Consider the following 26,798-nt stretch of genomic DNA (forward strand, 5'->3'; position numbering starts at 1 on the left):
GATTTTTTCACTCCTTATAGTAAGTTTATTACATTTCAGCTAAGCCGCCACCCAAGGTTTTGAGCACATCAAGTATATTTTGAAAGAATTCTCTTCTGGTTCCTCCCCTAGTAAGTTCTGTAAATAATAAACCATCTTTTATAAAGATTATTCTTTTGCAATAGCTTGCTGCAAAGGCATCGTGAGTTACCATCATGATAGTAGCTCTATTTTTTTCATTTAAGTCGCTTAGTGCTTGGAGTAGCTCACTAGATGACTTAGAATCCAGTGCACCTGTAGGTTCATCTGCAAGAATTAAAGCTGGCTTGTTGATAATAGCTCTTGCTGCTGCCGTCCTCTGTTTTTGCCCCCCAGAGATCTCATATGGATATTTATCCAAAATATCTTCTATACTTAGACCTATAGAAACCTCCTTCAATCTTTTATTTATTTCACCTAGTCTTACCTTAGAAAGTGATAACGGAAGAACTATATTCTCTCTCACAGTTAATGTATCTAGAAGATTGAAATCCTGAAAAATAAAACCTAATTTATTTCTTCTGAAAAGAGATAATTTCTCTTCATTCATTTTTACAATGTCTTCTCCACCTATAACAACTGTACCACTACTTGGTTTATCTATTGTAGAAATAATATTTAAGAGTGTTGTTTTACCTGCTCCTGACGGCCCCATTATCCCTACAAATTCACCTTCTTTAATATTTAGATCTATATTGTGAAGCGCTTTATAGACATTTCCTCTTGAGCCATAGACCTTTTCTAAATTCCTAGTTATCAAAACATCATTCATATTTAATCCTCCGATTTATTTCCTATTTAAATTTACCTACTATCTATATAAAATGTATCTCTATTGCACTATTTTATACATTCCCTCTCCCCTTATGGTCTTAATACTCAGTATGCAACAAATACAAATTATTTCAACTCAACTTTTTTTAATTCAGAATATTCTTTAGTTAAAATATTAAGTTGACCTTTTTCTTCTTCCTTCAAATGCATTTCAAAAAAGGCAGATGTTACAGATTTTGTTATGTTAAGGCATCTTTCTGGAGTTGTCTTTCCGCTAATACCTATTAATTCTCGTAGCTGATCGCTATCTATAAATAACCCAATATCGGTAAATTTCATATGATTACTACCTTCAATAGAAAATAGATTTTCAGACTCCTTAAGAACTCTGATAAGCCCACTTGTATTTTCATGTTCTTTTCTGTAAGCTTCATTATAATTCTCCATACTCCCGTACATTGAAATGATGTTCTTTCGCTCCTCATCAGTCAAGTCTTCAAACTTTTTCAAAAATCCTTCTCCATTTGCAATCATTTGTATATCTTTATCATTAGTGATCATTAAAAATGGTGCCATATTTTCTAAATTCTCTTTAGGGGTAATGAATACTCTTCCGTCTAGATTAATAGCAGCTCTAACCCTGCTGTCATTAATTGCAAGATTATATGCTGTTGCTCCTCCAACAGAATGCCCTATTGCTCCTATTCTGTTAAGGTCTAATCTTCCTTTAAAGATGGAAGTTATTTTCCCATTATTCATTTCAATTAAACTATCTATTACGAATTGAGAGTCATCAGTCATGATTTCAGTAATTATCTCTGCAGGCTCTACTATATTAAAATTTGTTGTAGCCTCTCTTTCAGAAACAGCTCTATCCGGGAAAATCGTTGCCTTTGAAACATAAGTATGGTCAATCGCTGCAACAATATATCCTTGGCTTGCTAAATCCTCACACTGGGAAGTTTGAACTTCCATTGATGTACCTCCTCCATGAGAAAATAAAATCACTGGATAGTTTTGTTCCTTATCGGATATCTCAAGACCTATCTTCGAATTTGTTTTCACCAGGTTTAGGTGACTAAATATGAAGTCTGGCATTCCATAGCCTACTGCAAATTGTTTTATAAGTTCAGATGAGTTATTAAAATATCGTTCAAATTGTTTTGAATCGTCTTTATTTGCTGGATAATAGACTTTAACCATAAGTTCTCTCTTTTTAGTTGATTTATCTAAGAAAGGATCATTACGATTTTCATCAACTAAATGCAAGTAATTAACACCTACATTATAACTTCCAGTTGGTTTCGGAATCTCAAATACAGGAAGGACATATGAGAGGATAGATGTAATTATAAGAGAAACAAAGACTAAACTTACGGCAATAATCTTTATTCCTTTTGGGATTTTTATTTTAAGAAACTTGTCACTTGTTTTTACTAAGGTATAAATTACAAATATAACTACAAAAATGTATGAAAAAATCATCTGATAACGTAAGCCTTCTAATATACCATGTATTAAGAATACGGATAGATTTACACCTGCTACCCCTCTCCTAATTACCTTTGACCATTTTTTTAAACTTAAAAATAGAGTCAAGAAATTTATCAAAATTAATATGATTTCTAATATTCTCATTAAATTACCTCCTGTTTTGTTTTAATTTACAATATCATTATATAAACTGCAGGAGATTCAATCCATTTTGTTAGCTTACAAAACTGTATTTATTCCTTACATTTTTGTCACTTATAAAAAAAAGCGGCAACGCCACTTTTTTTTATGATTCTTCCTCTATTTCTTTGAAACCTGGAGATAGTCTAACAGCTTTGGAAATATGATTGTTACTTTTGTATATTCACCATATTGCGATTCAATTGTTATATCATGTCCAAGCTTTATAGCAAGCTTTTTAGAAAGATATAGTCCTATACCTGTTGATTTATAATTTTCTCTTCCGTTATACCCTGTAAAGCCCTTATCAAATACCCTTCCAAGATCTTCTCTTTTAATTCCTATACCATTATCCTGTATAATCAGCTTTTTAGCCCTTTCTTCAGATACTCCATAGATTTTTATTTTTCCGTTATCTAAAGTATATTTTAAAGAATTTGATAATACTTGATCCAAAATAAAGGAAAGCCATTTTTTGTCCGTCACAACCTCTAAATCAATGTTGCTAATTTCTATTTTTATTTTCTTATTAATAAATGTTTTTGCCTGCTTTTTTACAGTTTCCTTAACTAATCTATCTAATTCAATCTCATTTATAATATAGTCCTTTGAGAAATAATCAATTTTAGAATAATAAAGAGCCTGTTCTATGTAGTTTTCAATTTTATCGAATTCCTCTTCGATACTGTATAGTGTTTCCTTATTCGAAGAATTTGGACTATTTTCAATCAACAACCTGCCAACCGATATAGGAGTTTTTACTTGATGAACCCAGGAGTCTATAAATTCTTCATACTCCTTTTTCTGCTCATTTAATCTTTGTATTTTAGAGCTTTGCTCATTATATAAAGAAGAAACTATCTCATGAAAAAGAATTTGACTATAGTTCTGTGGCTTTGGAAGGCGATTTATTATTTCATCTCTCTTATTTTCAACAATGTCATATAGACCTTGATAATAACTTCTATAATAAAGGTAGCTTGCTATTAAATAAATTAAATAAAACGAAAAAGAAACTAAATTAATATATAATATGTTTCCCAAACTTACTGTAACTGTATCATCTAAATGTATCATTAGAGATATAAATATCATAAGCAAAAGAAAGCACAGTATTGAAAATTTTCTATCAGCTATAAATCTGTTAAACTTCATTAAATAATATACCCCTGCCCTTTCTTTGTCCTAATATAATCAATAAGCCCTAACTCCTCCAACTTTTTTCTAAGTCTATTGATATTCACCGTTAAGGTATTATCATCAACGAAACTTTCATCTTCCCAAAGTGCCCTCATTATCTTATCTCTACTTACTATATTCCCCCTATCCTTCATAAGCGTATATAGAATCTTAAACTCATTCTTGGTAAGTTCAAATTTTTTATCCTCAAATATAACCATGCTATCCTTAATGTTAAGCACAGCACCCTTATATTCAATTATATTTAATAAATCATTTGTATAGTTATAAGTTCTTCTTAAAAGTGCATTTATCTTTGCCATCAGTACTTCTAAAGAAAATGGTTTTTGTACAAAGTCATCTCCACCCATGTTTACAGCCATAATTATATCCATTTCAGTATTTCTAGAAGATATAAAAATTATTGGAACCTTTGATATTTCTCTTATTTTACTACACCAATAAAAACCATCATAAGTAGTCAGATTTATGTCCATTAAAATAAGATGAGGATCATATTTCACGAATTCATCTACTACTTTATTAAAATCTTGTATGCAGAGTCCTTTAAAACCCCACTTTTCAATATTTTCACAGATAATTTCCTGTATTTTTTTATCATCTTCTACTATCATTATTTTAAACATAAAAATTTACCTCTCATTTTAATATTATTGATTTAAGTCTCTCTAAATTAATTATGTCATATTAATGTCATAATTACTATTGTAATGTATAAACATAATAAACATTTAAAATGCTGATAATTACATGGAGGAATATAATATGAATAATTTTAAAATGTCTTCACATGTATTTTAGCTATAAGATGATATAAATACACATTATTATTGCTATGTATAAGATTATAGCTATTTAATATTTTGTTAAAACTCTTCCCTTATTGCTGCAACCCATTTTCTTACTCGTTCAGCAGTTCTTTCAGGACAATCAGCAATATACACATCTAAAAATATCATGCTACTGTCTCCATACTTATTTATATGAAAATACATGATACAAAAAATAGAGTACTATTAAAGTTGATTATCTGGAAACTGATCCAATACAAGATTCAAAACAATATCATACTCAAGAAATGCTTTTAAGCCACATATAACAATAGTGAATCCTCCTGTTGAATCTATTACTTGTTTTATTATTTCTTTCTGAGTACCTTTAAAACCTGTATTTATAATTGTTACATAAGTTTCGTTCTCAGCTCGAGGAGTAAAAATCCACTCTGCTGTTGTGTTGTCATCAAATTCGATGACAATTCGTTTATTCTCCTCAATATCCTTTACATAAACTTCAGCACTAACTCCATACATCTCCCAGTCCCATCGGACATATTTTCCTTTTTCTAATCTCCCACTACTTTTGGTAAACCAGAATTTTGTAGTAATGGTAGGATCAATAAAAGCTTCAAATACCTCTCTTACTGGTTTTCTAATCAACATTTGTGATTTCGCTTCTGGTACTTGATACATAATTCTTAAACACTCCTTTCTGAGTAATAATCACTCATTCAAGTTAGTTAACAAACTGATTTATTTACATCTTTTAACTTTCAGTTCACTATTTACTATCTTCTCATAAGAAACTCTTATGCTGATTGAACTTAATCCTTGTAATTTTTTACTATACAATATCATAAGCTTCTCCTATTATCAATATAGTAAATATCTTTATTATATTTATCATCACATGGTTGCCAGAAAAAGAGACTTATATCTCCTTAATTCTAGTTCATATTCAGTTCATAAAAAGGTTTTACTATAACTTCATAGAATACCTTAAGTTTAAAACAAGGACTTAGTAAAAGAATATTATTTAATTCTTCTACATGTCCACAAATATTTATTGGTATAAGATTGGAGGATTAATTTATGAAAAATAAACAAAAAATTTCTAGTAAAAATTTATATTTCTTTATGGCCGCCATCGTTATTGTAACTTTTTCATTAAGTGGATGTGGTCTCATTAGAAATAAGGTGAAAGAATCTTCTCAAACTAAATTAGAAAGCTTAAAAGATAACGAAAACACAAAAATTCTAGATGAGCTAAATGATGAATGGGTATTTCCAAAAGGATTTAAGTTAGAAAATATTGAGCTTAACGGATTAAATATGAATTGGGTTTATGCTGAAAATTCAACCACTGATAAAGTAATTCTACAACTTCACGGTGGTGCCTATCGAAAGTCCTTAGCCGACTACCCAACTATGTATCAACGTACTGCTGTAAAATATGCAGAAATCAGTGGTGCTAAAGTTTTGACCATAGACTACCGTGTTGCACCGTCTAATCCTTTTCCTGCTGCACTGGATGATGCTGTAGCCGCATATCAATGGCTCTTAGACAGTGGATATATAGCAGAAAATATTATAATTGCTGGTGATTCTGCTGGTGGTGGCCTTACTCTTGCTACTGCATTATACCTAAGGGATAATAATATAGATATGCCTGTTGCCCTAATCACAATGTCTGCATGGGCTAATCTAGACTATAGGAAGGCAGACGTAGCATATGTTGGCGACAACGATCCAAAAAATCCTTATATATCCCCAATTTATGGAGATTATGCTGGTATGCCTCAAATGCTAATGCAGGTTGGCGGAGATGAGGTTATTTTAAAGGATACAGTAACTGTGACTCAGAAGGCACTTAAAGATGGAGTTGACGTTATACAAACCTCTTATGATGGAATGTTCCATGACTTTCAAATGTTATTTCCAGTAAATGAGCAAGCGAATAAAGCCTGGGATGAGGTGGAAGACTATATAAAAGATATATATAAATAAGTTATAATTAAAATGGGTGATAATTATGCTAAATATTTTATTAGTAGATGATAACAAAAGTATCAGAACTCTTATTTGCGCTTATCTTGAACCAGAGGGGTTTAACATACTACATGCAGAAAATGGTGTAGAAGCATTAAAGATTATTGAGACTAATCATATTGACCTTATGATTGCTGATATTATGATGCCTCTAATGGATGGATTTACTCTTACTGAGGACTTAAGGGCAGCAAATTACGACTTGCCTATTCTTATGATTACTGCAAAGGATACATTTGAGGACAAAAAGCGAGGTTTTCGTGCAGGTACAGATGATTATATGGTTAAGCCTATTGACATGAATGAAATGGTACTACGTGTAAATGCACTCCTCCGTCGGGCTAAAATCAGCAATGAACATAAAATATCAATTGGTAGTATTGAGCTAAACTATGATACTTTGGAAGTCAAAACCCCTCTTCATACCTATATGCTCCCCAAAAAAGAGTTCTACCTACTTTTTAAGCTTTTAAGCTATCCTAAAAGGATATTTACTAGACAAGAATTAATGGATGATATTTGGGGTATGGATACGGAGGCTGATGAAAGAACAGTAGATGTTCACATCAAAAGGTTAAGAGAAAAATTTGAAGGGCTTAAAGAATTTGAAATAATCACAATCAGAGGGCTCGGATATAAGGCGGAAAAAAAGTTATGAAATGGTATTTAGGTATAAAGTCAATTTATTTAAAACTTATTTTTATTTTTCTAGGTACGCTTTTCTTTAGCTGCATGATTGCTTTTACAATTATTTTTGCCACAAGATGGAATGCATTGAAAAAAAACATTAACTCTGAGATCTTAGCAAAGGCTGAGAATTTTCAAAGTTTTCATAAAAGATATCAGGCTGATATTTATGATATTCAAAGGCTTCTCAAAGATAATTACATCTTAATAGATATATTCTCAAGCTATGAAGATATTCAAAATAACTCAGACTATAAAAATGCCATTTCAAAAGAACAATATACTGAAATACTTAGCGGTAAAACAGTAAAATTGGAAAATCTAAAAAAACGTCGTTTTATGCCAGCTGTAGGTATAAGTGCTGATGGAAAAGTAGTAATTATTCACCCCAGCCTTAACCTTATAGAAAACTTCAAAAGCACTGCCTATGTCCTTCTTATTTGTCTGTTCCTAGATTCAGTTTTAATAGCACTAGCAGCACGCATGTTAGTTAAGCCAATAAAGAAATTGACTCTTGCAACAAAAGAGGTTTCATCAGGAAACTTTAATATTAGAGTAGAGACAAAAAGTTCAGATGAAATTGGTCAACTTGCTGAAAATTTTAATATAATGGCTACTGAACTTAAAAGCATGGAATATCTACGTAAGAATTTTATTTCAAGTGTCTCTCACGAATTTAAGACTCCTATTACCGCCATTTCTGGTTTCGTAAAACTTATCAGAGATAGAAGTTTATCACAAGAGGATTTTAATGAATATATCAATATAATCATTTTAGAAACCGAACGCCTAAGTAACTTAAGTAGTAATCTGCTGAGGCTTGCTACGATTGAAAATCAGGCTATTGTTTTAAAATCATCAGTTTTCTCCTTAGATGAACAGATTCGACGTGTAATAGTGCTCCTTGAAAATAAATGGAGCCTTAAAGGTATTAATCTTGAGCTGCAAATGGAACGGCTTGAATACTCTGGTGATGAGGAACTTTTACAGCAGGTATGGATAAATCTAATCTCAAATGCCATCAAGTTTTCCAGGGATGGTGGAACAATAAAAATACTATTGAACAAACTTGAAGATAGAATCAAATTTCAAATAATAGACAATGGTATAGGTATAGCACAGGAGGACAAAAGTAGAATTTTTGATATGTTCTACAAGGGCGATAAATCCCGTTCAAATGAAGGTAGCGGGCTGGGACTTGCCATATCAAAAAAAATTGTAGAACTACATAATGGTAGAATTTATTTTGAAAGTGAATCTGGCTCTGGTACAAACTTTATTGTTGAACTGGTTTAGAAACTATAAGCGATTATAACAGTTGAAGTTGACCTCAAGTAAAAATTTCTACTACAGTAAAATTGATATTATTTCTTAATTAAGCATATAAAAAATCAGGACTGGTAAAGTTTATCAGTCCTGATTTCTTACTTATTATGCACATTCTCTTTATCACATTTATACTTTCTTGACATCAGCACTACCGTCTCTATATTCGGTATCACATTACTCTTATACAATTTAACAAAACACTCTAGATTTATGTACTATTTGGTGAAACTTATCCCACTAGGTCCCCTAGATAAAATACCTAGCGGTCTAGTGACAAAAAATAATGTGGACCTATTGTTATCAAAATGAATACGCTTATCCAATATTTTTTGTTTTCAGTTTTCATTGTTGATTTTATTTTCCTCCTTTTCGTTGCGCTGTACTAGGCTATAAAAAAGAGGCTATACTTCTTTAAAAGAAAACATAGCCTCTCATCATCCTACCTAATGACAACATTTGCATTGTATTTCTTATTGAACAATCGGTATCGTAAAACTGAATGTTGTTATAGTATTGGAAATGCTTTTAACCCATATCTTGCCTCCATGATCCTCGATAACTCTCTTGCATATGGCAAGCCCAAGTCCCGCACCGCCATAATTGCGAGAGCGTGATTTTTCGGCACGATAAAAATGATCAAAAACACGAGACAAGTCCTCCGGTGCTATGCCAGAACCGTTATCCGACACCGAAATTTTCAGAAACCTGTCATTGATATTTGCTTGGATGGTAATGATGCCATTTTTCCCAACATAACGTTTTGCATTTGAAATCAGGTTATCAAACACTTGTAATATACCGTTTTTATTTGCAAGTATATCAACCTTTGGGAATGGACGCACAATTTCAAGTTGAATATTGCAATCGGCAAATTCCAATTCATATGGCTCAAGTATTTCTTCGAGCAATTCTTCCGAATTTCGTTTGCACAAATCCTGTTCACCTTCGCTCAGCTCAAGTTGGGAATACTGGAAAAGACTTTCAATCTGTCTATCAAGGCTTTCGGTTTTGTTTTTAATTACAGATATATAACGATTAAACCTCTCCCGGTCGTAGACTATACCATCCTCTAGGCCTTCGACATAACCGCGAATTGATGAAATTGGCGTACGCAGATCATGAGATATACTTGCGATTAGTTCCTTACGTGACTTTTCGAGAGCATCTTGTTTTTCAAGTGATTCTTTCAGCTGCATACGCAATTGGTCAAATGCCAGGCAATACCTGCCCATTTCATTATCCTTTTTATACTTGATTTCATAATTCAAATCACCAGCCATTATTCTTTTCGTGGCTTTATGAAGCTCATTCAAGGGTGTAAGAACACTGTAGGCAATAATGCCCGAAATGATAGAAGCACAAGCAATAAATGCAATGCTCTGTGATAATATTATGATGATAGCATTCCCTATTCCCGTGTCCATATTACTTCCAACAGCAAAAACTACAAGTACAGGTACTGCAATCATAAAAGCAAAGGCGATAATGAGTTTTTTACGAATGCCAAGCTTCATTTTTTACCTCCATCAAACCTATAACCGACACCCCAAACTGTTTTTATATATTGGGGATTCGACAGGTCACTTTCAATTTTCTCACGGATTTTCTTGATGTGAACCGTCACTGTGTTCAAGTCGCCAAACTCGCTATACCCCCACACATTTTCAAAGACCTTCTCTCTTGTAAGTACCTGACCAGCATGAAGGGCTAAAAAGCGAAGCACCTCAAACTCTTTCGCCGAAAACTCAATCGCAATTCCATTGATCCTAACCATGTAACCTTTCATGTCAATTTCCAATTCGCTGAATCTTCGAAGTTCTTTATGATCCAAAGGTGAGAGCATATTAAATCGTCGAAGCTGCGCTTTTACTCTTGCTACAACCTCACTGGGGCTGAAAGGCTTGACGACATAATCGTCAGCGCCAAGCCCTAATCCTAAAATTTTATCAACCTCCGCTTTTTTTGCGCTCAGCATAATGATAGGAACGTTGGATTCAGAACGAAGCGTACGACAGACTTCCATGCCATCAAGTCCGGGCAGCATAATATCCAATACCACCAATTGAGGTTGATGCAATCGAAAAAGTTCGATAGCCTCCTTGCCGTCAGTGCTTATGACTACACTGTATTTTTCTTCTTCAAGATAGTCTTTTATAAGCTCAGCAAGCTCCAATTCATCATCAACTACCATGATCTTTATATTTTGCACGAAATATCACCCTTTCCAGGTGCATTAGGAGATCACATCCTTTTTATAAAATGCCAAAACGCACCCAACATAAAATATGATAATATAAGCGGTAATCACCACTATATTCATTATAACCGCTTCCTGAATATATTGGACAAAGAGATTTTTGTAGAACGACCTCATCAGGTAAATGATGGAGTAATCCCGAAGAGCTTCTGAAGCTTCAAGCATCTGCGAAAAAATCATGATTCCCAATGTTCCACCGATGGTCACGACCATGTTGTCAGTAAGGATCGCTATAAACGATATAAGAAGCCCAAAACCCAATACAGGAAGTAGTGTCACTGCACCAGACTTCAGAGTCAATAATAAAAGGTAAATCCCAGCATTTTCACCCCATCCAAGGCTCAGCGTACCAATAGCATATGCGGACGTGAGCACAAATCCCACAATAAATCCTGAACAGAAAAGAAAGGACGCTACCTTTGCGCTTAAAAATGCGATTCGATTCACAGGACGAAGCAGTGAAAGTTTGAGCGTACCGGTTCTGTATTCGTCAACCCAGCTATCTGCAATAAACACGGCAACAAATATAACAAACAAATATGAGAAGTTATCAAGAAGTAATAAAGGAAATTTCTGTCCATTTATGGATACCCCCGACGTTACTCCATTAAATTTGCTTTGCAGCACAACTAAAATTTCAACAGCCAATGCAACGAGCATTATTATATAAATTTTTTTGAGCTGAAACACCTTGTAAATTTCATTATATATTAGTTTACTCATATGTTTCACCTCCGTCAACATAAAATGTCTTTCTTTTTAAATGTAGTTACCGCCATCAGATAAAAGATTACGATATATACTAGGTTGACAATTACACTAAGCATCATCTCACCAGGATTATTTATCTTAACAAAGTAGTCACTGAAAAACAGTATTTGATTAACTACTGAAAAAACCTTAATAGATGGCAGTGCATTTAGATACTGCCCGAGCATCGTTATGCCTATGGAAATAGCAATTGTGGTGGTCATACTATTAGAGCTAACAGCAATGAAGGTAGTTATCATTCCAAAAGCTATAAGAGGTAAAATTGATACCGCGAATACTTTTATAGTCAACAAAATCCCGTCGATTGTTGAATAAGTTATTCCATTATATACACTACTATTTCCCCACCCGAAGGAGACAATCCCTATGACATAGGTTGATAAAATGAAAAAAAACATCAAAATAACTATAAAGGCAAATATTGCAACAACCTTGGAATTCAGAAGCGTTGTCCGGCTAATTGGCCTAAGCATAGACAGTTTTAGCGAGCCGGTCTTATATTCATCCGTTATAATATCTGCGATATATATAGCCATAAATATGCTTAAAAATTGTGCTGTCGAATATTTTAGTACAATCGGGAGCGACTGTGCATTTGCTAGCTCTATAACCGTTTGCATACCTGCATCTGGGTTGATGTAATAATACACTGTGATAACTGTCGTGGCCGTAAGAAGCAAGAAAAATACATATAGCCTTCTAGCTTTAAAAAGCTTCAAGAGCTCGTTTTGCAGAAGCTTCAAGCGGGATCACCGCCCTTTCCGGTAATCTCAAAATAGATATCTTCTAGGGATTTCCCAGGTGCTTTTTGTGTCAACTCGACCAAACTTGCTTCACTGAGTAGCTTACCCTTTTCGATGATCCCTACCCGGTTGCAGATTTGCTCTACCTCATGCAGCAGATGGCTAGAAATAAAAAAGGTTATATTCCTCTCGGAAGCAAGTTGAACGATCATTTCTTTGATTTCCTTCATGCCCTGAGGGTCAAGCCCGTTGGTAGGCTCATCAAGGATGATCAACTTCGGACTGCTCAAGAGTGCGTTTGCAATTCCCAGACGTTGCTTCATCCCCAACGAATATGTCTTAACCTTATCTTTTGCCCGAGAGCTTAATCTGACGATTTCTAGTACCTCATCGATCCTTTCTTTTCTTATGCCGGGTATGATATTCGCCATTAGTTTGAGGTTGTCGTAACCAGAAAGATACCCATAAAAAGATGGTGATTCAACAATTGCCCCAACATTTGAAATAGCTTTCTTAAAATCATCTCCAAGACTATGTCCGTCAATCGTTATATCTCCAGCATCTGGAAAAATAAGACCGGTTATGAGACGTATTGTAGTTGTCTTTCCTTGACCGTTACGTCCAAGAAAACCATATATATCGCCTTTCATGACATGTAAGTTCAAATTATCGATAATTTTTCTTCCCCCAAACGATTTGGTAAGATTGTGCGTTTGCAGTAACGTATTTGAAATCATAAACTATCTTCCTTTCTAATTTTTTGAGATATTTCTTTAGCTCTATTTTAGTATCCATGATAAAAATAAAGTACTGCATATAAATAGATAAAAGATTGATGGGAAAATTATTAAAATTTTATAAACACAATTTTTGAGTTGTATATCACTTCATTATTAAAGGTTAGCACTTACCTTTTAATTTAATATTTTTGCAATAAGGTCCTCTCTTTTGCTAAATAATAAAACCTTTTAGCTAAACTTCGTGCCGTTTTTATACTTCTCATCTATAGGGCAATCGATATTTTCCTTAAAACAACCTATTGCAAAACCTTTAAAATAAAAAAACGCCCCAGAAATCACCGTATATATTCAACTTTCAAGGGTTTTATTCTTATTTTCTCTCCAGCAGACAAACCGTCTCAACGTGAATAGAGGTTAAAAGTTACATATTATTATTTTCCTTGCGTGATAGGAAAACCACAACCTCCACATGACTTGTCTTAGGGAACATATCAACTGGCTGAACTATTTCGGTTCTATATACTTTTTCCTATAATACCTTTAAATCTCTAGCTAATGTACTAGGATCACAAGAAACATAAACTACTCTTCTTGGTTTAATTTTAACTCCATAAACTTTTCTTGCTTTTTATGAAAGAAAAAGTGTTATTGTTCCAGTTCCACAGTAAGCATCAAAAACTGTTTCATCTCCTGTTATACCTGCATATTCTAAAGCTTTGGAATATAGCTTTTCTGTTTGCACAGGATTTACTTGAAAAAAAGAAAGTTGTAATATATTAAACTTAAGAACTCTTTAAAAGCATATAAAATAAGAGCCACTATTTATACAGGATTCATATCTTCTATCAATTTTTATTTAATACCCACCTATAATATAATCTCCTAACTGTTACTATGACCCCTACTAAGAAAACTATAAATAAAAATAACATAGCAGCCGGCCAAATACCAAAAGCATCTTTAATTGTAGAACTATTATTTTGTAGATTTGGAACAATAAAAAATAACCAACCTATAAACAATGCTGGAATTACTTGTGGCATTATACGAAGATAATATCTCCAAGTAGGATATAGTTTACGTTTATTCGACCACTCCTTACTCCTTAAAATACCTTTAGTACCTAATATTAAGTATATTAATGTAATAAAAGCAAGAGAAAAATCAATTATCTTAGGAATAGAAGCTTTAGTATCAGGTATTTGTCCTTCAGTCAATTGAATAATTCCTGAACTAATCTCATATGAGTGTTCTAATGTGGTTGTAAAGCTATTAAGCATCACTGCTACTGCATATCCACTTGAAGGTATAATGTCTTGCTGTGCTTGTACAGTAGATAACGCTCCACTATGAGAAACTCGAGCTGGCTTAACATCTGGAGAACTTAAAGACCAACCAAGACCATATTTAGGACTTCCAGGTTGAGGAGAATATGATTCTTCTAGCAATGCTTTCGATAGCAACGTTTCTCCATTCACATTTTTTCCCTCATTAGTATGCATTGATAGCCATTTACCCATGTCAGTAGCTGTTGAAACTATTCCTCCTGATCCTGCAAACATTTGTTCAAGTTCTGACCAAGGAAGTGCAGTACCATATGCTGTTATGTATCCTTGAGATAACCCTTTCACAGGATCACCAGAATTTATAGCTGATAGAGTGTCTTCCATTCCCAATGGAGAAAATATCCTTTGCTTAAGATATTCTGAAAAATCCATACCACTTACTACTTCTACTAATCGAGCTAGTATCCAATAATTAGGATTACCATACGAATATTTATCTCCAGGTTGCCAGTTAAGTTTCCAATTATGTAGACGTTCAACCCCTGCTTTTAAAGTGTTAGCTGGCGGCACAATCGTGGGACTTGGAATCCCTGATGTATGACTTAGCAAGTGCCTTATTGTAACATTTTGCAATCTAGTGTCATCCATTATAAGTTCTGGTAAATACTTAATAACTGGATCATCCAGATTGATTTTTCCTTCATCAACCAATTGTAAAACTGAAAATGCAGTAAAAGACTTGGATACTGAACCTATTCTCATTAATGACTTTTCTGTTATGGGTCTCCCTTCAGAGTCATGACCATACCCCTTTTCGTATACTGGCTTACCATCCTTTACTATCACAATTGATGCTCCAGGTAATCCATTACGCTCTATATAGTCAGTAACAAATTCATCAATAGCCTCTTTGTCTATAATAGTCTCAGCGCTAACTGATACGGGATATAATACTAATGCAATTAAAAATGTTATTAGCATTAAAGTAATATATAATTTTTTTATCATTTTAAAATCTCCTATCTGTTGGAATTATAAATCTGAAAGTGGCCAGCTACATTTCTAAATCATAACTTTTTTACTTCCAATTAGTTTATACATGAAAGTATTGCTTCTTGTAGAACTATCTATAAATAACATTTTTCATAATAATGGTATTCAAGAATTTAATTAATTCACTTATTATAATATATAAAGTTAAAGGACTAATAAAAAAAGTCTTAAGAAAAACTAAATTTATTCTTTAAATATTTTTTATATTTAACAAATACTAATAAGGTTTTTTTATCTTTTTAGTATCTCTAAAAAGATTAATCAGTATACACTTTATCAGTTTATTGACTATTTTCTCATCATTCTAATTTTAAAAATACATAACACCAAAAACAATGGTTAGTTGGTCTTTACATAAAACCTATCCCTTAATACAAATCTCCCTAGTTTTGAGTAAAAGTATCCTCTCTAAATCAAAATTCCCCCAAACTCCTAAGTCTGAGGGAATATAACCCATACTTAATTATTTAATTAAAACTTTAAACTTCCTATGTTATCTCTTGCTCTAACTCCTTATCTTATTGAAAAGTAATACCCGCTTCAATATAACTTCTTGCTAATTTCCAATCAATATTATTAATTTTTTTAAAGGTATTAAAGAATAAATTTGCGGTTTCTAAACTTTTACCTTGTATAACCAAAGTAGCTGATAAAATAGCCATAGTTTCATCTTTTCTTAATGGAATAATTGAAACTACTTTTATATTCCATTGGGCACTATTTTCTTTCGCAAAATTAAAACCCTGTTCCCATCCATTGACTGATTCTTCATAACCAAAGTCAGTTAAGTCTCCACCTGTTATTTCTCTTCCTTGATATTCGTATGAAATTAACTCTTTTAACTCTATCAAAGATGATGTTCTCCAAGCATTTAAAAAAGTATCTAAAAATACAGAAAATGAGTTGTCCATTAATAACCCCCTATAATTTAAAATTTTGTTATATTTTGTATTAAAATATAGGTTATCATAAAATTCCCGTTATATCAATATAGTAATTAATTCTTATAACATGCACTAAATTATTCTTCATCATATTCTGTCCTTTATTTATTTCTATAATAAAAACCGTCTAGATAAAATTTATCTAGACGGTTTTGACAATATAATTTTAATTTCTTATTTCCAGTAATGCTACACATTCCACGTGGCTTGTATGAGGAAACATATCAACAGGTTGAACTTTTTCTGTTTTATATCCCTTTTCTTCTAATATTTTTAAATCTCTAGCCAAAGTACTCGGATCACAAGAAACATATACAAGTCTATTAGGTTTTGCATTACCTATAGCTTCTAATAATTTTATATCGCAACCTTTTCTTGGAGGATCTACGACAATTACTTCTGGAGCTATACCCTTTTCTATTAATTCAGGTATTATTTCTTCTGATTTACCTACAAAGAATTCTGCATTATCTATATTATTGATCCTAGCATTTTCTCTAGCATTTATAATAGCAGGCTCAATAATCTCAACTCCATAAACTTTTTTTGCTTTTTGTGAAAGGAAAAGTGTTATTGTTCCTGTTCCACAGTAGGCATCAAAAACTGTTTCATCTCCTGTTAGACCTGCATATTCTAATGCTTTTGAATATAGCTTTTCCGTTTGTACAGGATTTACTTGGAAGAATGAAAGTGGTGATATGTTAAACTTAAAATTGTCTATGTAATCTGTTATTGTATCTTCTCCCCATAATGTTATACACTTTTGCCCTAAAATAACATTAGTATTTTCTTTATTTACATTTAATATAATACTCTTTATTCCTTCTACATTATCTTTAATTAAGTCTATGAATTTATCAATATTTTCAACTTTTTCTTTTGTTGATACTAAAACTACCATAACTTCATTAGTAGTAAATCCCTTACGTATCATTATATGTCTTATTAATCCATTCTTATTAAAAACTCCATCAATGCTAGCAGGTGATATATTATATTTTGTCATCCATTCCCTAGTAAGCTTTGCAACCTTATCAGCAATCTTATCTTGAATTAGACAAGTATCTAAGTTGATTATATTATGACTCCTAGGAGCATAGAATCCGATACTTAGTTCTCCTTTTACAATACCAACAGGTAATTGAACCTTATTTCTATATCTTTCTGGATTTTCCATCCCTACTGGATATTCTACCAAGGAGCTATCCAATCCACCTATCTTTGATATACAATCTTTTACTCTTTCAAACTTATAATCTAATTGCTTCTTATAACTCATATGTTGAACTGTACATCCACCACATCTTTTATAAACTTTACACTTTGGTTCTATTCTTTCTTCAGATGCTTCAATAACTTCTAATAGTTTTCCATAAGCATAATTTTTCTTGACCTTAACTATTAATGCTTTTACTTTTTCACCTAAAATTGCACCTTCTATAAATATAGGATAGCCATCAATCTTGGCTATACCTTCACCTTCATATCCCACGCTTATTATATCTAATATATATTCATTATTCTTTTCAACCAAATTATCCACCTCTTAAAATCTTGTAAATTTAGTGATTTCCAAAGTTTCATCTTATAATATCATAAAAAAAAGTAAAACACAAAGTGCTAGCGCACAATGTAAAATGAATAATGTAAAATGTAGAATTATCGAAGAAACTCCTTACGGAGTTTCAAAACATTTATTATATTTTAGCAAAAAAAAAGGCATCGTATGATGCCCAAATCCAGAATTAGTTGCCATTTAATTCCATAATAATATTATTACTTTATTTAATACATAATATACATTATAACGTAACTTTTATCAATATAATTGTTAACATTTTGTTAATTATCTATTTTTATATTATATTTATACTTATTTTATACTAATATATAACTATTTTTATTCTTTATTGAATTTATTTGATAATCATTTTCAATTATTGTTATTTTATTAAAAAGGAGTTGTTCACTAACTATATAGTGACACAACTCCCTAACTGTTAACTATTACTTATTAACTATTACTTATTATTCTACTACGCTAATCTTTAATAGGTTTGTTGCACCGATCTTATCTACTGGAACACCTGCAGCAATTACTACTGTATCTCCCTTTGCAACAAATCCATTAGATTCAGCAACCTTAACTGATTCTTCCATCATTTGGTCAGTTGTTTCCATTTTTCCTGAAACAACTGGGTACACTCCGAAGAATAATGCTAATTTCTTAGCTACTTTTTCATTTGGAGTAACAGCAACTATTGGACAATCTGGTCTGCATTGAGATAATCTTCCTGCTGTAGCTCCACTTTGAGTTGATGATATTATAGCTGAAGCCTTTAATTCGTAAGCAGCATTTGCAGCAGCTCTTGAAATAACTCCTGCTATAGCAGGTGTATGCTTCTTAGCTTTTGAAGTAGCTATTTCATAGCTTAATTGTGTTTCAGCTTCTACTGCTATCTTAGCCATAGTTTGAACAGCTTCTACTGGCCAATCTCCATTTGCTGATTCTCCTGATAACATGATTGCATCAGTTCCATCATATATAGCATTAGCTACGTCTGATACTTCTGCTCTTGTTGGTCTTGGGTTTCTTATCATAGAATCTAACATTTGAGTAGCTGTTATAACTGGCTTTCCAGCATTATTACATTTTTCTATTATCATCTTTTGAACTGCTGGAAGTTTTTCCATTGGTATTTCTACACCTAGGTCTCCTCTAGCAACCATTATTCCATCAGAAGCTTCTAATATAGCATCTATATTATCAACACCTTCTTGGTTTTCTATCTTTGAGAATATTTGAATGTGTTCTCCACCATTTTCAACTAAAACTTTTCTTATAGCTTCAACGTCAGCTGCTTTTCTTATGAATGATGCTGCAACTAAGTTTACTCCTATTTCACATCCGAATTTTAAGTCTGCTATATCTTTTTCTGTTAATGCAGGTAACTTAATTGCAACTCCTGGAACATTAACTCCCTTGTGAGTTCCTACAAATCCTGTATTCATAACTTTACAGTTTATCTTGTTACCTTCAATTGATTCAACTCTTAAACCAACTAAACCATCATCTATTAAAATAGTATCTCCTGGCTTAACATCGTTTGCTAATCCTTCATAAGTTACTGCACATTGAGTTGTATCACCAACTACATCTCCACCTGCATATATTGCAAAATCACTACCTGATATTAATTCAACTTTTTTAGGTTCAAACTTTCCTGTTCTGATTTCTGGACCCTTTGTATCTAACATTACAGCTATTTCTTTATTATGTTTCTTAGCTAACTCTTTTACTAAGTTTATTCTTACTGCATGTTCTGCATGATCTCCATGTGAAAAGTTATGTCTTGATGCATTCATTCCAGCTTCAATTATTTGTGATAATATTTCTGGGCTATCACTTGCTGGACCTATAGTACAAATCATCTTAGTCTTTCTCATGTATAAAACACTCCTTTAATTAAGTATATAATAACTTTTTGGGTTACCTTTAAATAATTTATTATATTTTTATTAATAAATCAAGGCTTTCTATTTATGATGATATCTCATTTGCTATTGAAAATAATTTTTCATCAAATTTTCTCTCTAATGCTAAAGCTTCATCTATATCTTGATCTATTATTTCATTATTTTTTATTCCTATTACTCTTGAAGTTTTTCCTTCTATAAGAACTTCAACTGCTCTAGATCCCATTCTAGAAGCTAAAACTCTATCTGTCACTGTAGGACTTCCACCTCTTTGGATATGTCCTAATACTGTTGCTCTAGTTTCAACTCCAGTAACACCTTCAACATATTTTGCTAATTCTTGAGCTCCCCCAACACCTTCAGCTAGTAATACTAAGTTGTGAATTTTTCCTTTTTGCTTTCCTTCTAATATTATTTTGCAAAGCTCATCTTTATCAAAACCTTTTTCAGGTGTAATTATATATTCAGCTCCACCTGCTATACCTGCATATAAAGCTATATCTCCACAATCTCTTCCCATAACTTCCACTATTGATACTCTTTCATGAGAAGTAGATGTATCTCTAATTTTATCTATTGCATCTATTACTGTATTTAAAGCTGTGTCAAATCCTATTGTTAAATCAGTATAAGTTAAATCATTATCTATAGTTCCTGGTAAACCTACAGTCTTTACACCTAGCTTTGATAAAAGCTTAGCTCCTGTAAATGATCCATCTCCACCAATTACAACTAATGCATCAACGCCATAAGCCTTTAATATCTTAGTAGCTCTAATTCTTACTTCTTCCTTTTTAAATTCAAGACATCTAGCAGTTCTTAATATAGTACCTCCTCTATGGATGATATCAGAAACTGATTTTCTATCCATTGGGAATAGTTCCCCATTAATTAACCCACTATATCCTCTTTGAACTCCCATTACTTCAATACCATGATGTAAAGCAGTTCTTACAACGGCTCTTATTGCTGCGTTCATTCCTGGAGCATCTCCACCACTAGTTAAAATAGCTATTTTTTTCATGTTGTTCCTCCTTAACACCACCGGGACAAAGGTTGTCCCACAATATGTGGAATTTTCCATTTTTTATTTACTATAATAATTTTAATTTTTACCACATTAATAATTTTTTACTATTTTTTATCATCTTTTTTTATTGTACTTGCTTAATTCAGTTTATGCAACTAAAATAACTGCAATAATCTGATTTTTATCGACTTTTTTTTTATTCTTTCTAAGTTATATTATAACCTAACTTACTTCTATTTATATATGAATAAATAATTTTTTTCTTATTTTATCTTCTGTAAATTTTTTTATTTATTTTTTCTATACTTATATGTAAAAATTAACATTTAAATATATTAATTTAATAAAATAATGAAGTTTATAAATGCTAAATTTTGTATTTTTTTGATTAGCAATTATAAACTTCAATTAATTTATTCTATAACTTTTACATTTTCATCTCCCATGATTTCTTTGAAATAAATTACTGCATCCGATTCAAGGTTTACCCAGATATTCTTTGGCATCCTATAACTTTTTCTATCATCTTCAGTAAACAAATATACGGTAGTATCTCCTTTATAATAATCAGGCATTTTTTTCAATTCTTGCATCAATGCCTTTCCTTCTTGGAAATTCTTAGATCTAATATATACTTTTGATGTATTTATTTTTTCTAAAGGTTCAATACTTTCACATATTAACTTTGGAAGTTCATCTTCCTTAATACTTACTCTTCCTTTAATAACTACTAATCCATCTTCTCTTAAATTTTCTCTAACCTTATCTAATGTTTTTGGAAATACTATAACTTCTATAATACCTGTTAAGTCTTCGAGCTTTAAGAAGGCCATCATAGTATTATTTCTAGTTATCTTTTGATTATACTCTGCAATTATTCCTCCAAGTATTACTCTTTCTTCATCATGAATTATTTCTTCAGGTAAATCATTGGGATTAAAATTTTCTTTTATTATCTCATATGACTTATATATCTTTTCTATATTAGTAGATGTTTGTACTTTAAGACTATCTGCATACTCATCTAGAGGATGTCCTGATAAGTATAAACCTGTCATTTCTTTTTCCATGGACAATAGATTTTTCTTTGCAAACTCTTTTATATTTGGATAATTAATTTCTGGAAGTTCGATTTCCTCCTCAACTCCAAATAAACTAATTTGCCCATCTATATTTCTCTTTTTCTCATTAGCTACTCCATCCATTAATTTTTCATATACAGCTAATAATTTTGATCTATAAACATCAAAGCAATCTAAGGCTCCTGCTTTTATTAAACTTTCAATAGCTCTCTTATTAATTGATGACAAATCTATCTTATTAATGAAATCCATCAATGATTCGAATGAACCTTTTTTATTTCGAGATTCTACTATAGCTTCAACAACATTAAACCCTACATTTTTCACAGCGGCTAATCCAAAAATAATTTTATCACCCTTAACAGTAAACTTTGAGTAACTCTCATTTATATCAGGTGGTAGCACTTGTATTCCTAAACTTTCTGCAAAAGCAATATAGTGAGCTACTTTTTCACTAGTACCCATAACTGAGTTAAGCATAGCTGCTATTGTTTCAACAGGATAGTATTTCATTAAGTATGCAGTTTGATATCCTATGACTGCATAGGCCGCTGCATGTGATTTATTAAATGCATAGGAAGCAAAGTCCATCATCTGATCAAATATCTTATTTGCAGCTTCTTCTGATATTCCATTTCTCTTACATCCTGGAACTTCTATATTTCCATTCTCATCGACTACTCCATATATAAAGTTTTTACGTTCTTCTTCCATAACCTTATGTTTTTTCTTAGACATGGCTCTTCTTACAAGGTCACTTCTTCCCATAGAATATCCAGCTAGTTTTCTCACTATCTCCATAACTTGCTCTTGATAAACCATTACTCCATAGGTAACATTTAATATATCTTCTAATTCAGGTGTCTCGTATTTAGCCTTGCCTGGATTCTGTTTACACTCTACATATCTAGGAATTTCAGCCATTGGGCCAGGTCTATAAAGAGAAATACCAGCTATAATATCTTCGAAACAGTCTGGTTTTAATTCCTTCATAAAGGATGTCATACCTGGAGACTCTAATTGGAATACTCCTGCTGTTTTGCCTTCTCCAATCATTTTATATACTTCTTTATCTTCAAATCCTATCTTATCTAAATTGACTTCTACTCCTTGGTTTTCCTTTATCATTTTAACAGCATCACTAATAACTGTTAAGGTTCTAAGTCCAAGAAAGTCCATTTTTAGTAGGCCCAATTCCTCTAATGTCGTCATATCAAACTGTGCAACAATGGAGTCTTCATTTTTTTGAAGTGGTACATACTCTACTAGAGGTTTAGACGCTATTACTACCCCTGCTGCATGTGTAGATGAATGCCTAGGTAGCCCCTCTAAGTCTTTACTAACATCTATAAGCTGCTTTACTCTCTCTTCATTGTTATAAGCTGCTTTTAATTCTGGATTCATCTCTAAAGCTTTATCTATTGTAATTCCAAGCATGGTAGGAATCATCTTAGCTATCCTATCTACTTCTGCATAAGAATAATTCATAGCTCTACCTACATCTCTAATACAAGCTCTAGGTGCCATAGTTCCAAAGGTTATAATTTGAGATACATTGTTTATTCCATACTTATCAACAACATAGTCTATAACTTCCTGTCTTCTTTCATAACAGAAATCAGAATCTATATCTGGCATACTTACTCTTTCTGGATTCAAAAATCTTTCAAAAAGCAAGCTATATTTTATTGGATCTATCTTAGTTATTCCTAGCGTATATGCTACTATTGATCCAGCTGCTGATCCACGCCCTGGTCCTGTTGGTATCCCATTTTCGTTAGAAAATCTAATAAAATCCCACGTAATTAAGAAATAATCTACATATCCCATTTGCTTAATTACTGATAATTCATACTCTAATCTTTCAATATATCCACAAGCTTCTTCATTTTCTTTATAATAATCCACAAATTCTTCAACATTCAGTGGTTTATTTAAAAATTGATTGAATATGTCATATCTTTCAATCAATCCTGAATAGCAAAGATTCTTTAAATAATCGTAAGGTTCAATACCTTCTGGTACTGGGAATTTAGGTAATTTCGATACATGAAATTCATAATCAAAATTACATTCTTCAGCTATTTTAGTTGTATTTTCTAATGCCTCTGGAATATAAGAAAACATATCCCACATTTCCTCTGGAGACTTCAAATAAAATTGGTCTGAAGGATATCTTCTTCTATTTGGGTCATCCACTGTCTTTGCAGTCTGGATGCACATTAGAATATCATGAGACGCTGAATCTCTCTGATTTATGTAATGAACATCATTAGTGGCTACTAATGGGATTCCCGTTTCTTTAGATAACTTAATATTTGCTTCTGTTACCTTCCTTTGTTCATCCATTCCATGATTTTGTATTTCTAAATAAAATCCCTCTTTAAAGATATCTTTATATAAAAGTGCTACTTCTTTAGCCTTTTCATAATTATCTTTAAGATGCCAGTATTGGACTTCTCCTCCTAGACATGCACTTAGAGCTATAATCCCCTCACTGTGCTCTCTTAAGAAATCATGGTCAATCCTTGGCTTATAGTAAAAACCTCTAATGGATGCCTCTGATACTATTTCCATTAGATTTTTATATCCTTCTTCATTCTTAACTAATAAAACAAGGTGATGTGTACTATTTTCCTTATCACTTATCTTAATATCCATGGACTTTGCAGCAACATAAACTTCACAACCAAGTATAGGCTTAATACCTTGTTCTACAGCCTCTTTGTAGAAGGCTACACAACCATACATAACTCCATGATCAGTTATAGCAATACTATCCATTCCTAACTCTTTAGCTTTACTTATTACGTTCTCTATTTTCCCAGAACCATCAAGTAAGCTATATTCAGTGTGAAGATGCAAGTGCGTAAATTTCTTTTCCAAATAAACACCTCCTGGAGAAGCTGAACAAGTCAGCTTCTAATGAATAATGAAAAATGAATAATGAATAATGAAGGAAGTAATTTGTTCCAAATTACTAAAAAAGAATTTAATAAAAAAACTCCTAATGGAGTTTTCCCATTAATTCTTCATTTTACATTCTTCATTTTACATTCTTTTAGTATGTTCCTGATCTAATTTCTTCTGCTATTTTTTCTATTTTTCTTAATCTATGATTAACTCCAGATTTACCTACTGGAGGCTCTAGCATCTCTCCAAGTTCTTTTAATGACTCATCTGGATAGCTTAATCTTAATTCTGCTATTTCTCTTAAATTTTGAGGTAATCTTTGTAGACCTATTTCTCTTTGTATAAGCTTTATACTTTCAACCTGTCTAACTGCTGCATTAACTGTCTTACTTAGATTAGCAGTTTCACAATTCACAAGTCTATTCACATTATTTCTCATTTCCTTCATTATCCTTATATTTTCTAATTCTAATAATGAAGTATGTGCTCCAATTATACTTAATAGATTTGAGATTTGCTCTCCTTCTTTTAAGTATATAATAAAACTATTTTTTCTTTGTATAACTTTAGAGTTTAATCCAAAAGTGTTAATAAGAGCAGATAGGTCTCTCGCATATTCCTCACTATGAGTCACGAATTCTAGGTGATAGGTTTTTTCTGGGTTACTAATACTACCCCCACCTATAAATGCACCTCTTATATATGCTCTTTTTAATTCATCTGAACTAACCATACTTTTATCTATTCTATAATTTAAAGTTAATACACCTTCTACTTCTGTAAGTATTCCTGTATCTCTTAAAAGATCCCTAACTCCCATTTCTTCTTCTATAAGAACCATATATATATTATTCTTCTTTAGAGAGTTACTTTTCTTAACCATTAGTTTTGAATGTATATTAAAATGCTCCTTAAGCAAACTAAATATATGTCTTGCAGATGCAGGATTTTCAGTAGTAATTCTAAATGCTAAGCCTAATCCACTAAAAGATATTGTTCCACTCACCTTCATTATAGCTGAGATTTCTGCTAATGCTTCCTCTTTAGTTAATTCTGAATATCTACATATTTCCCCTTTTACTTTTGATGAAAATGACATATTGCCTCTTTCTCCTTATTACTATTCTTATCAAGTTATTATAACATAAATAGTAATAAAAATTTAGATGTAAATTATAGCTTAATATAACTTAAATATATATCTGAATTACTAAATAATCCTCAACTAATCTAGCATACATATATCCTTTATATTTTTTAACTATTTTTTTTATATTATAAAGTCCATATCCTCTTCCATTCCCCTTGCTCGAAAAACCCTTCTTAAAAAAAGCTTCAATTTCGTCAGGTTTTATATTTAATCCAGAGATATTGTTTTTTACTTCTATCTTATATCTTTCTAATTTGCTTATATCTATATTTATATCTTTATTAGTAGCATTTTTAGTGGCTTCTATTGCATTGTTTAATAAATTGCTAAGTATAATTGTAATTTCCGTATCATCAAGTAAGGACTCTTCCAAATTTGTTTTTATTTCATAATTCAATCTAATTCTTAATTGATTACATTCCTCCACTTTACTATATAAAACTGCTTTTATTATTGTACTTTCAACATCTAAAATATCACTTAGAACATTTGTATTTTCAATGTTTCCGATATATTTCCCTGCTCTCTCCCTAAGTTCTGGAACACTTTCAGACACTTGAATCATTGAGTAAATCATTCCTATATGATTTTTATACTCATGCTCAGTAGCCTTTATATTTTGAATTATTTCATCCAATAAAGGATTATAAGTATTTTTCACTTCTATATTTTTATTTTTTATTATTGTGCTATGTAATCCTCTATAAAAACTTATATTAAATATTATGTTAACGAAAATAAGAAAGTTAATCTCAATTATAGTAGTATTAGCTAACACATCACTATCATATATTATTTTTAATATCATAAAAAACATAAATATGTTTAAAAGAATATTTGATGCT

General features: G+C 31.8%; 21 protein-coding genes and 1 pseudogene. 3 read left to right on the top strand and 19 right to left on the bottom strand.

Annotation, left to right across the window (positions count from 1 at the left end; translation table 11 throughout):
• Window positions 1-28 precede the first annotated feature (28 nt).
• The 5 genes from QK892_RS10845 to QK892_RS10865 form a co-directional block, all read right to left on the bottom strand.
• A complete protein-coding gene (locus tag QK892_RS10845) occupies window positions 29-790 on the bottom strand; it encodes an ABC transporter ATP-binding protein (RefSeq protein ID WP_317273564.1) in 762 nt (253 codons plus the stop codon).
• A 128-nt stretch (window positions 791-918) separates the two neighbouring features.
• Window positions 919-2,430 carry an alpha/beta hydrolase family protein gene (locus QK892_RS10850; RefSeq protein ID WP_317273565.1) on the bottom strand — a complete coding sequence of 504 codons (1,512 nt, stop codon included), beginning with the start codon at window positions 2,428-2,430 and terminating at the stop codon, window positions 919-921.
• Between the two features lie 156 nt (window positions 2,431-2,586).
• Window positions 2,587-3,621: a sensor histidine kinase gene (locus QK892_RS10855; protein ID WP_317273566.1), complete on the bottom strand. Its 1,035-nt coding sequence runs from the start codon at window positions 3,619-3,621 to the stop codon at window positions 2,587-2,589.
• Window positions 3,621-4,292 carry a response regulator transcription factor gene (locus QK892_RS10860; protein WP_317273567.1) on the bottom strand — a complete coding sequence of 224 codons (672 nt, stop codon included), beginning with the start codon at window positions 4,290-4,292 and terminating at the stop codon, window positions 3,621-3,623. The genes QK892_RS10855 and QK892_RS10860 overlap by 1 nt, the downstream gene beginning before the upstream one ends.
• Before the next feature lie 390 nt (window positions 4,293-4,682).
• Window positions 4,683-5,135 (bottom strand): SRPBCC family protein, encoded by a 453-nt coding sequence (locus QK892_RS10865; RefSeq protein ID WP_317273568.1) that lies wholly within the window; start codon window positions 5,133-5,135, stop codon window positions 4,683-4,685.
• 399 nt (window positions 5,136-5,534) lie between these two features.
• Here QK892_RS10865 and QK892_RS10870 point away from each other — a divergent pair, with 399 nt between their 5' ends.
• The 3 genes from QK892_RS10870 to QK892_RS10880 are packed head-to-tail and all read left to right on the top strand — an operon-like array spanning window position 5,535 to window position 8,474.
• Complete coding sequence (locus tag QK892_RS10870; protein ID WP_317273569.1) at window positions 5,535-6,449, top strand: alpha/beta hydrolase; 915 nt, start codon at window positions 5,535-5,537, stop codon at window positions 6,447-6,449.
• Window positions 6,450-6,474: 25 nt separating this feature from the next.
• Window positions 6,475-7,149, top strand: a complete 675-nt coding sequence (locus QK892_RS10875) for a response regulator transcription factor (protein WP_317273570.1) — start codon at window positions 6,475-6,477, stop codon at window positions 7,147-7,149.
• The gene (locus tag QK892_RS10880) at window positions 7,146-8,474 is read left to right on the top strand and encodes a HAMP domain-containing sensor histidine kinase (protein ID WP_317273571.1); all 1,329 of its coding nucleotides are present in this window, start codon (window positions 7,146-7,148) and stop codon (window positions 8,472-8,474) included. The genes QK892_RS10875 and QK892_RS10880 overlap by 4 nt, the downstream gene beginning before the upstream one ends.
• 503 nt (window positions 8,475-8,977) lie before the next feature.
• On the opposite strand, the gene QK892_RS10885 is transcribed toward QK892_RS10880, so the two are convergent.
• From QK892_RS10885 to QK892_RS10950, 14 genes and pseudogenes are all read right to left on the bottom strand, one after another.
• Complete coding sequence (locus tag QK892_RS10885) at window positions 8,978-10,021, bottom strand: sensor histidine kinase (protein WP_317273572.1); 1,044 nt, start codon at window positions 10,019-10,021, stop codon at window positions 8,978-8,980.
• A complete protein-coding gene (locus QK892_RS10890; protein ID WP_394855024.1) occupies window positions 10,018-10,698 on the bottom strand; it encodes a response regulator in 681 nt (226 codons plus the stop codon). The genes QK892_RS10885 and QK892_RS10890 overlap by 4 nt, the downstream gene beginning before the upstream one ends.
• A 42-nt stretch (window positions 10,699-10,740) precedes the next feature.
• Complete coding sequence (locus QK892_RS10895) at window positions 10,741-11,487, bottom strand: ABC transporter permease (protein WP_317273574.1); 747 nt, start codon at window positions 11,485-11,487, stop codon at window positions 10,741-10,743.
• Window positions 11,488-11,501: 14 nt separating this feature from the next.
• Window positions 11,502-12,278, bottom strand: a complete 777-nt coding sequence (locus QK892_RS10900; RefSeq protein WP_317273575.1) for an ABC transporter permease — start codon at window positions 12,276-12,278, stop codon at window positions 11,502-11,504.
• A complete protein-coding gene (locus QK892_RS10905; protein ID WP_317273576.1) occupies window positions 12,275-13,015 on the bottom strand; it encodes an ABC transporter ATP-binding protein in 741 nt (246 codons plus the stop codon). Before QK892_RS10905 ends, QK892_RS10900 begins: the two co-directional genes overlap by 4 nt.
• Before the next feature lie 424 nt (window positions 13,016-13,439).
• Window positions 13,440-13,802: pseudogene (locus QK892_RS10910) on the bottom strand (23S rRNA (uracil(1939)-C(5))-methyltransferase RlmD); the annotation flags it as partial.
• A gap of 61 nt (window positions 13,803-13,863) precedes the next feature.
• The gene (locus tag QK892_RS10915) at window positions 13,864-15,312 is read right to left on the bottom strand and encodes a serine hydrolase domain-containing protein (protein ID WP_317273577.1); all 1,449 of its coding nucleotides are present in this window, start codon (window positions 15,310-15,312) and stop codon (window positions 13,864-13,866) included.
• 563 nt (window positions 15,313-15,875) lie between these two features.
• On the bottom strand, window positions 15,876-16,268 hold the full coding sequence (locus tag QK892_RS10920) for a hypothetical protein (RefSeq protein ID WP_317273578.1): 393 nt from the start codon (window positions 16,266-16,268) through the stop codon (window positions 15,876-15,878).
• A 199-nt stretch (window positions 16,269-16,467) separates the two neighbouring features.
• Entirely contained in the window at window positions 16,468-17,835 is a 1,368-nt protein-coding gene (gene rlmD, locus QK892_RS10925) for a 23S rRNA (uracil(1939)-C(5))-methyltransferase RlmD (RefSeq protein WP_317273579.1), read from the bottom strand.
• 494 nt (window positions 17,836-18,329) lie between these two features.
• Window positions 18,330-19,748 carry a pyruvate kinase gene (gene pyk, locus QK892_RS10930; protein WP_317273580.1) on the bottom strand — a complete coding sequence of 473 codons (1,419 nt, stop codon included), beginning with the start codon at window positions 19,746-19,748 and terminating at the stop codon, window positions 18,330-18,332.
• A 94-nt stretch (window positions 19,749-19,842) separates the two neighbouring features.
• Window positions 19,843-20,802 carry a 6-phosphofructokinase gene (gene pfkA, locus QK892_RS10935; protein ID WP_317273581.1) on the bottom strand — a complete coding sequence of 320 codons (960 nt, stop codon included), beginning with the start codon at window positions 20,800-20,802 and terminating at the stop codon, window positions 19,843-19,845.
• A 419-nt stretch (window positions 20,803-21,221) separates the two neighbouring features.
• Window positions 21,222-24,776 (bottom strand): DNA polymerase III subunit alpha, encoded by a 3,555-nt coding sequence (locus QK892_RS10940; RefSeq protein ID WP_317273582.1) that lies wholly within the window; start codon window positions 24,774-24,776, stop codon window positions 21,222-21,224.
• Window positions 24,777-24,951: 175 nt separating this feature from the next.
• Window positions 24,952-25,902 (bottom strand): DNA-binding protein WhiA, encoded by a 951-nt coding sequence (whiA, locus tag QK892_RS10945; protein ID WP_317273583.1) that lies wholly within the window; start codon window positions 25,900-25,902, stop codon window positions 24,952-24,954.
• Window positions 25,903-25,993: 91 nt separating this feature from the next.
• Window positions 25,994-26,798 (bottom strand): sensor histidine kinase (locus tag QK892_RS10950; RefSeq protein ID WP_317273584.1); only part of this gene is annotated, 805 nt, incomplete at its 5' end.

This window comes from Clostridium lamae (genome assembly GCF_033043255.1).
In the GTDB taxonomy this organism is placed as follows: domain Bacteria; phylum Bacillota; class Clostridia; order Clostridiales; family Clostridiaceae; genus Clostridium; species Clostridium lamae.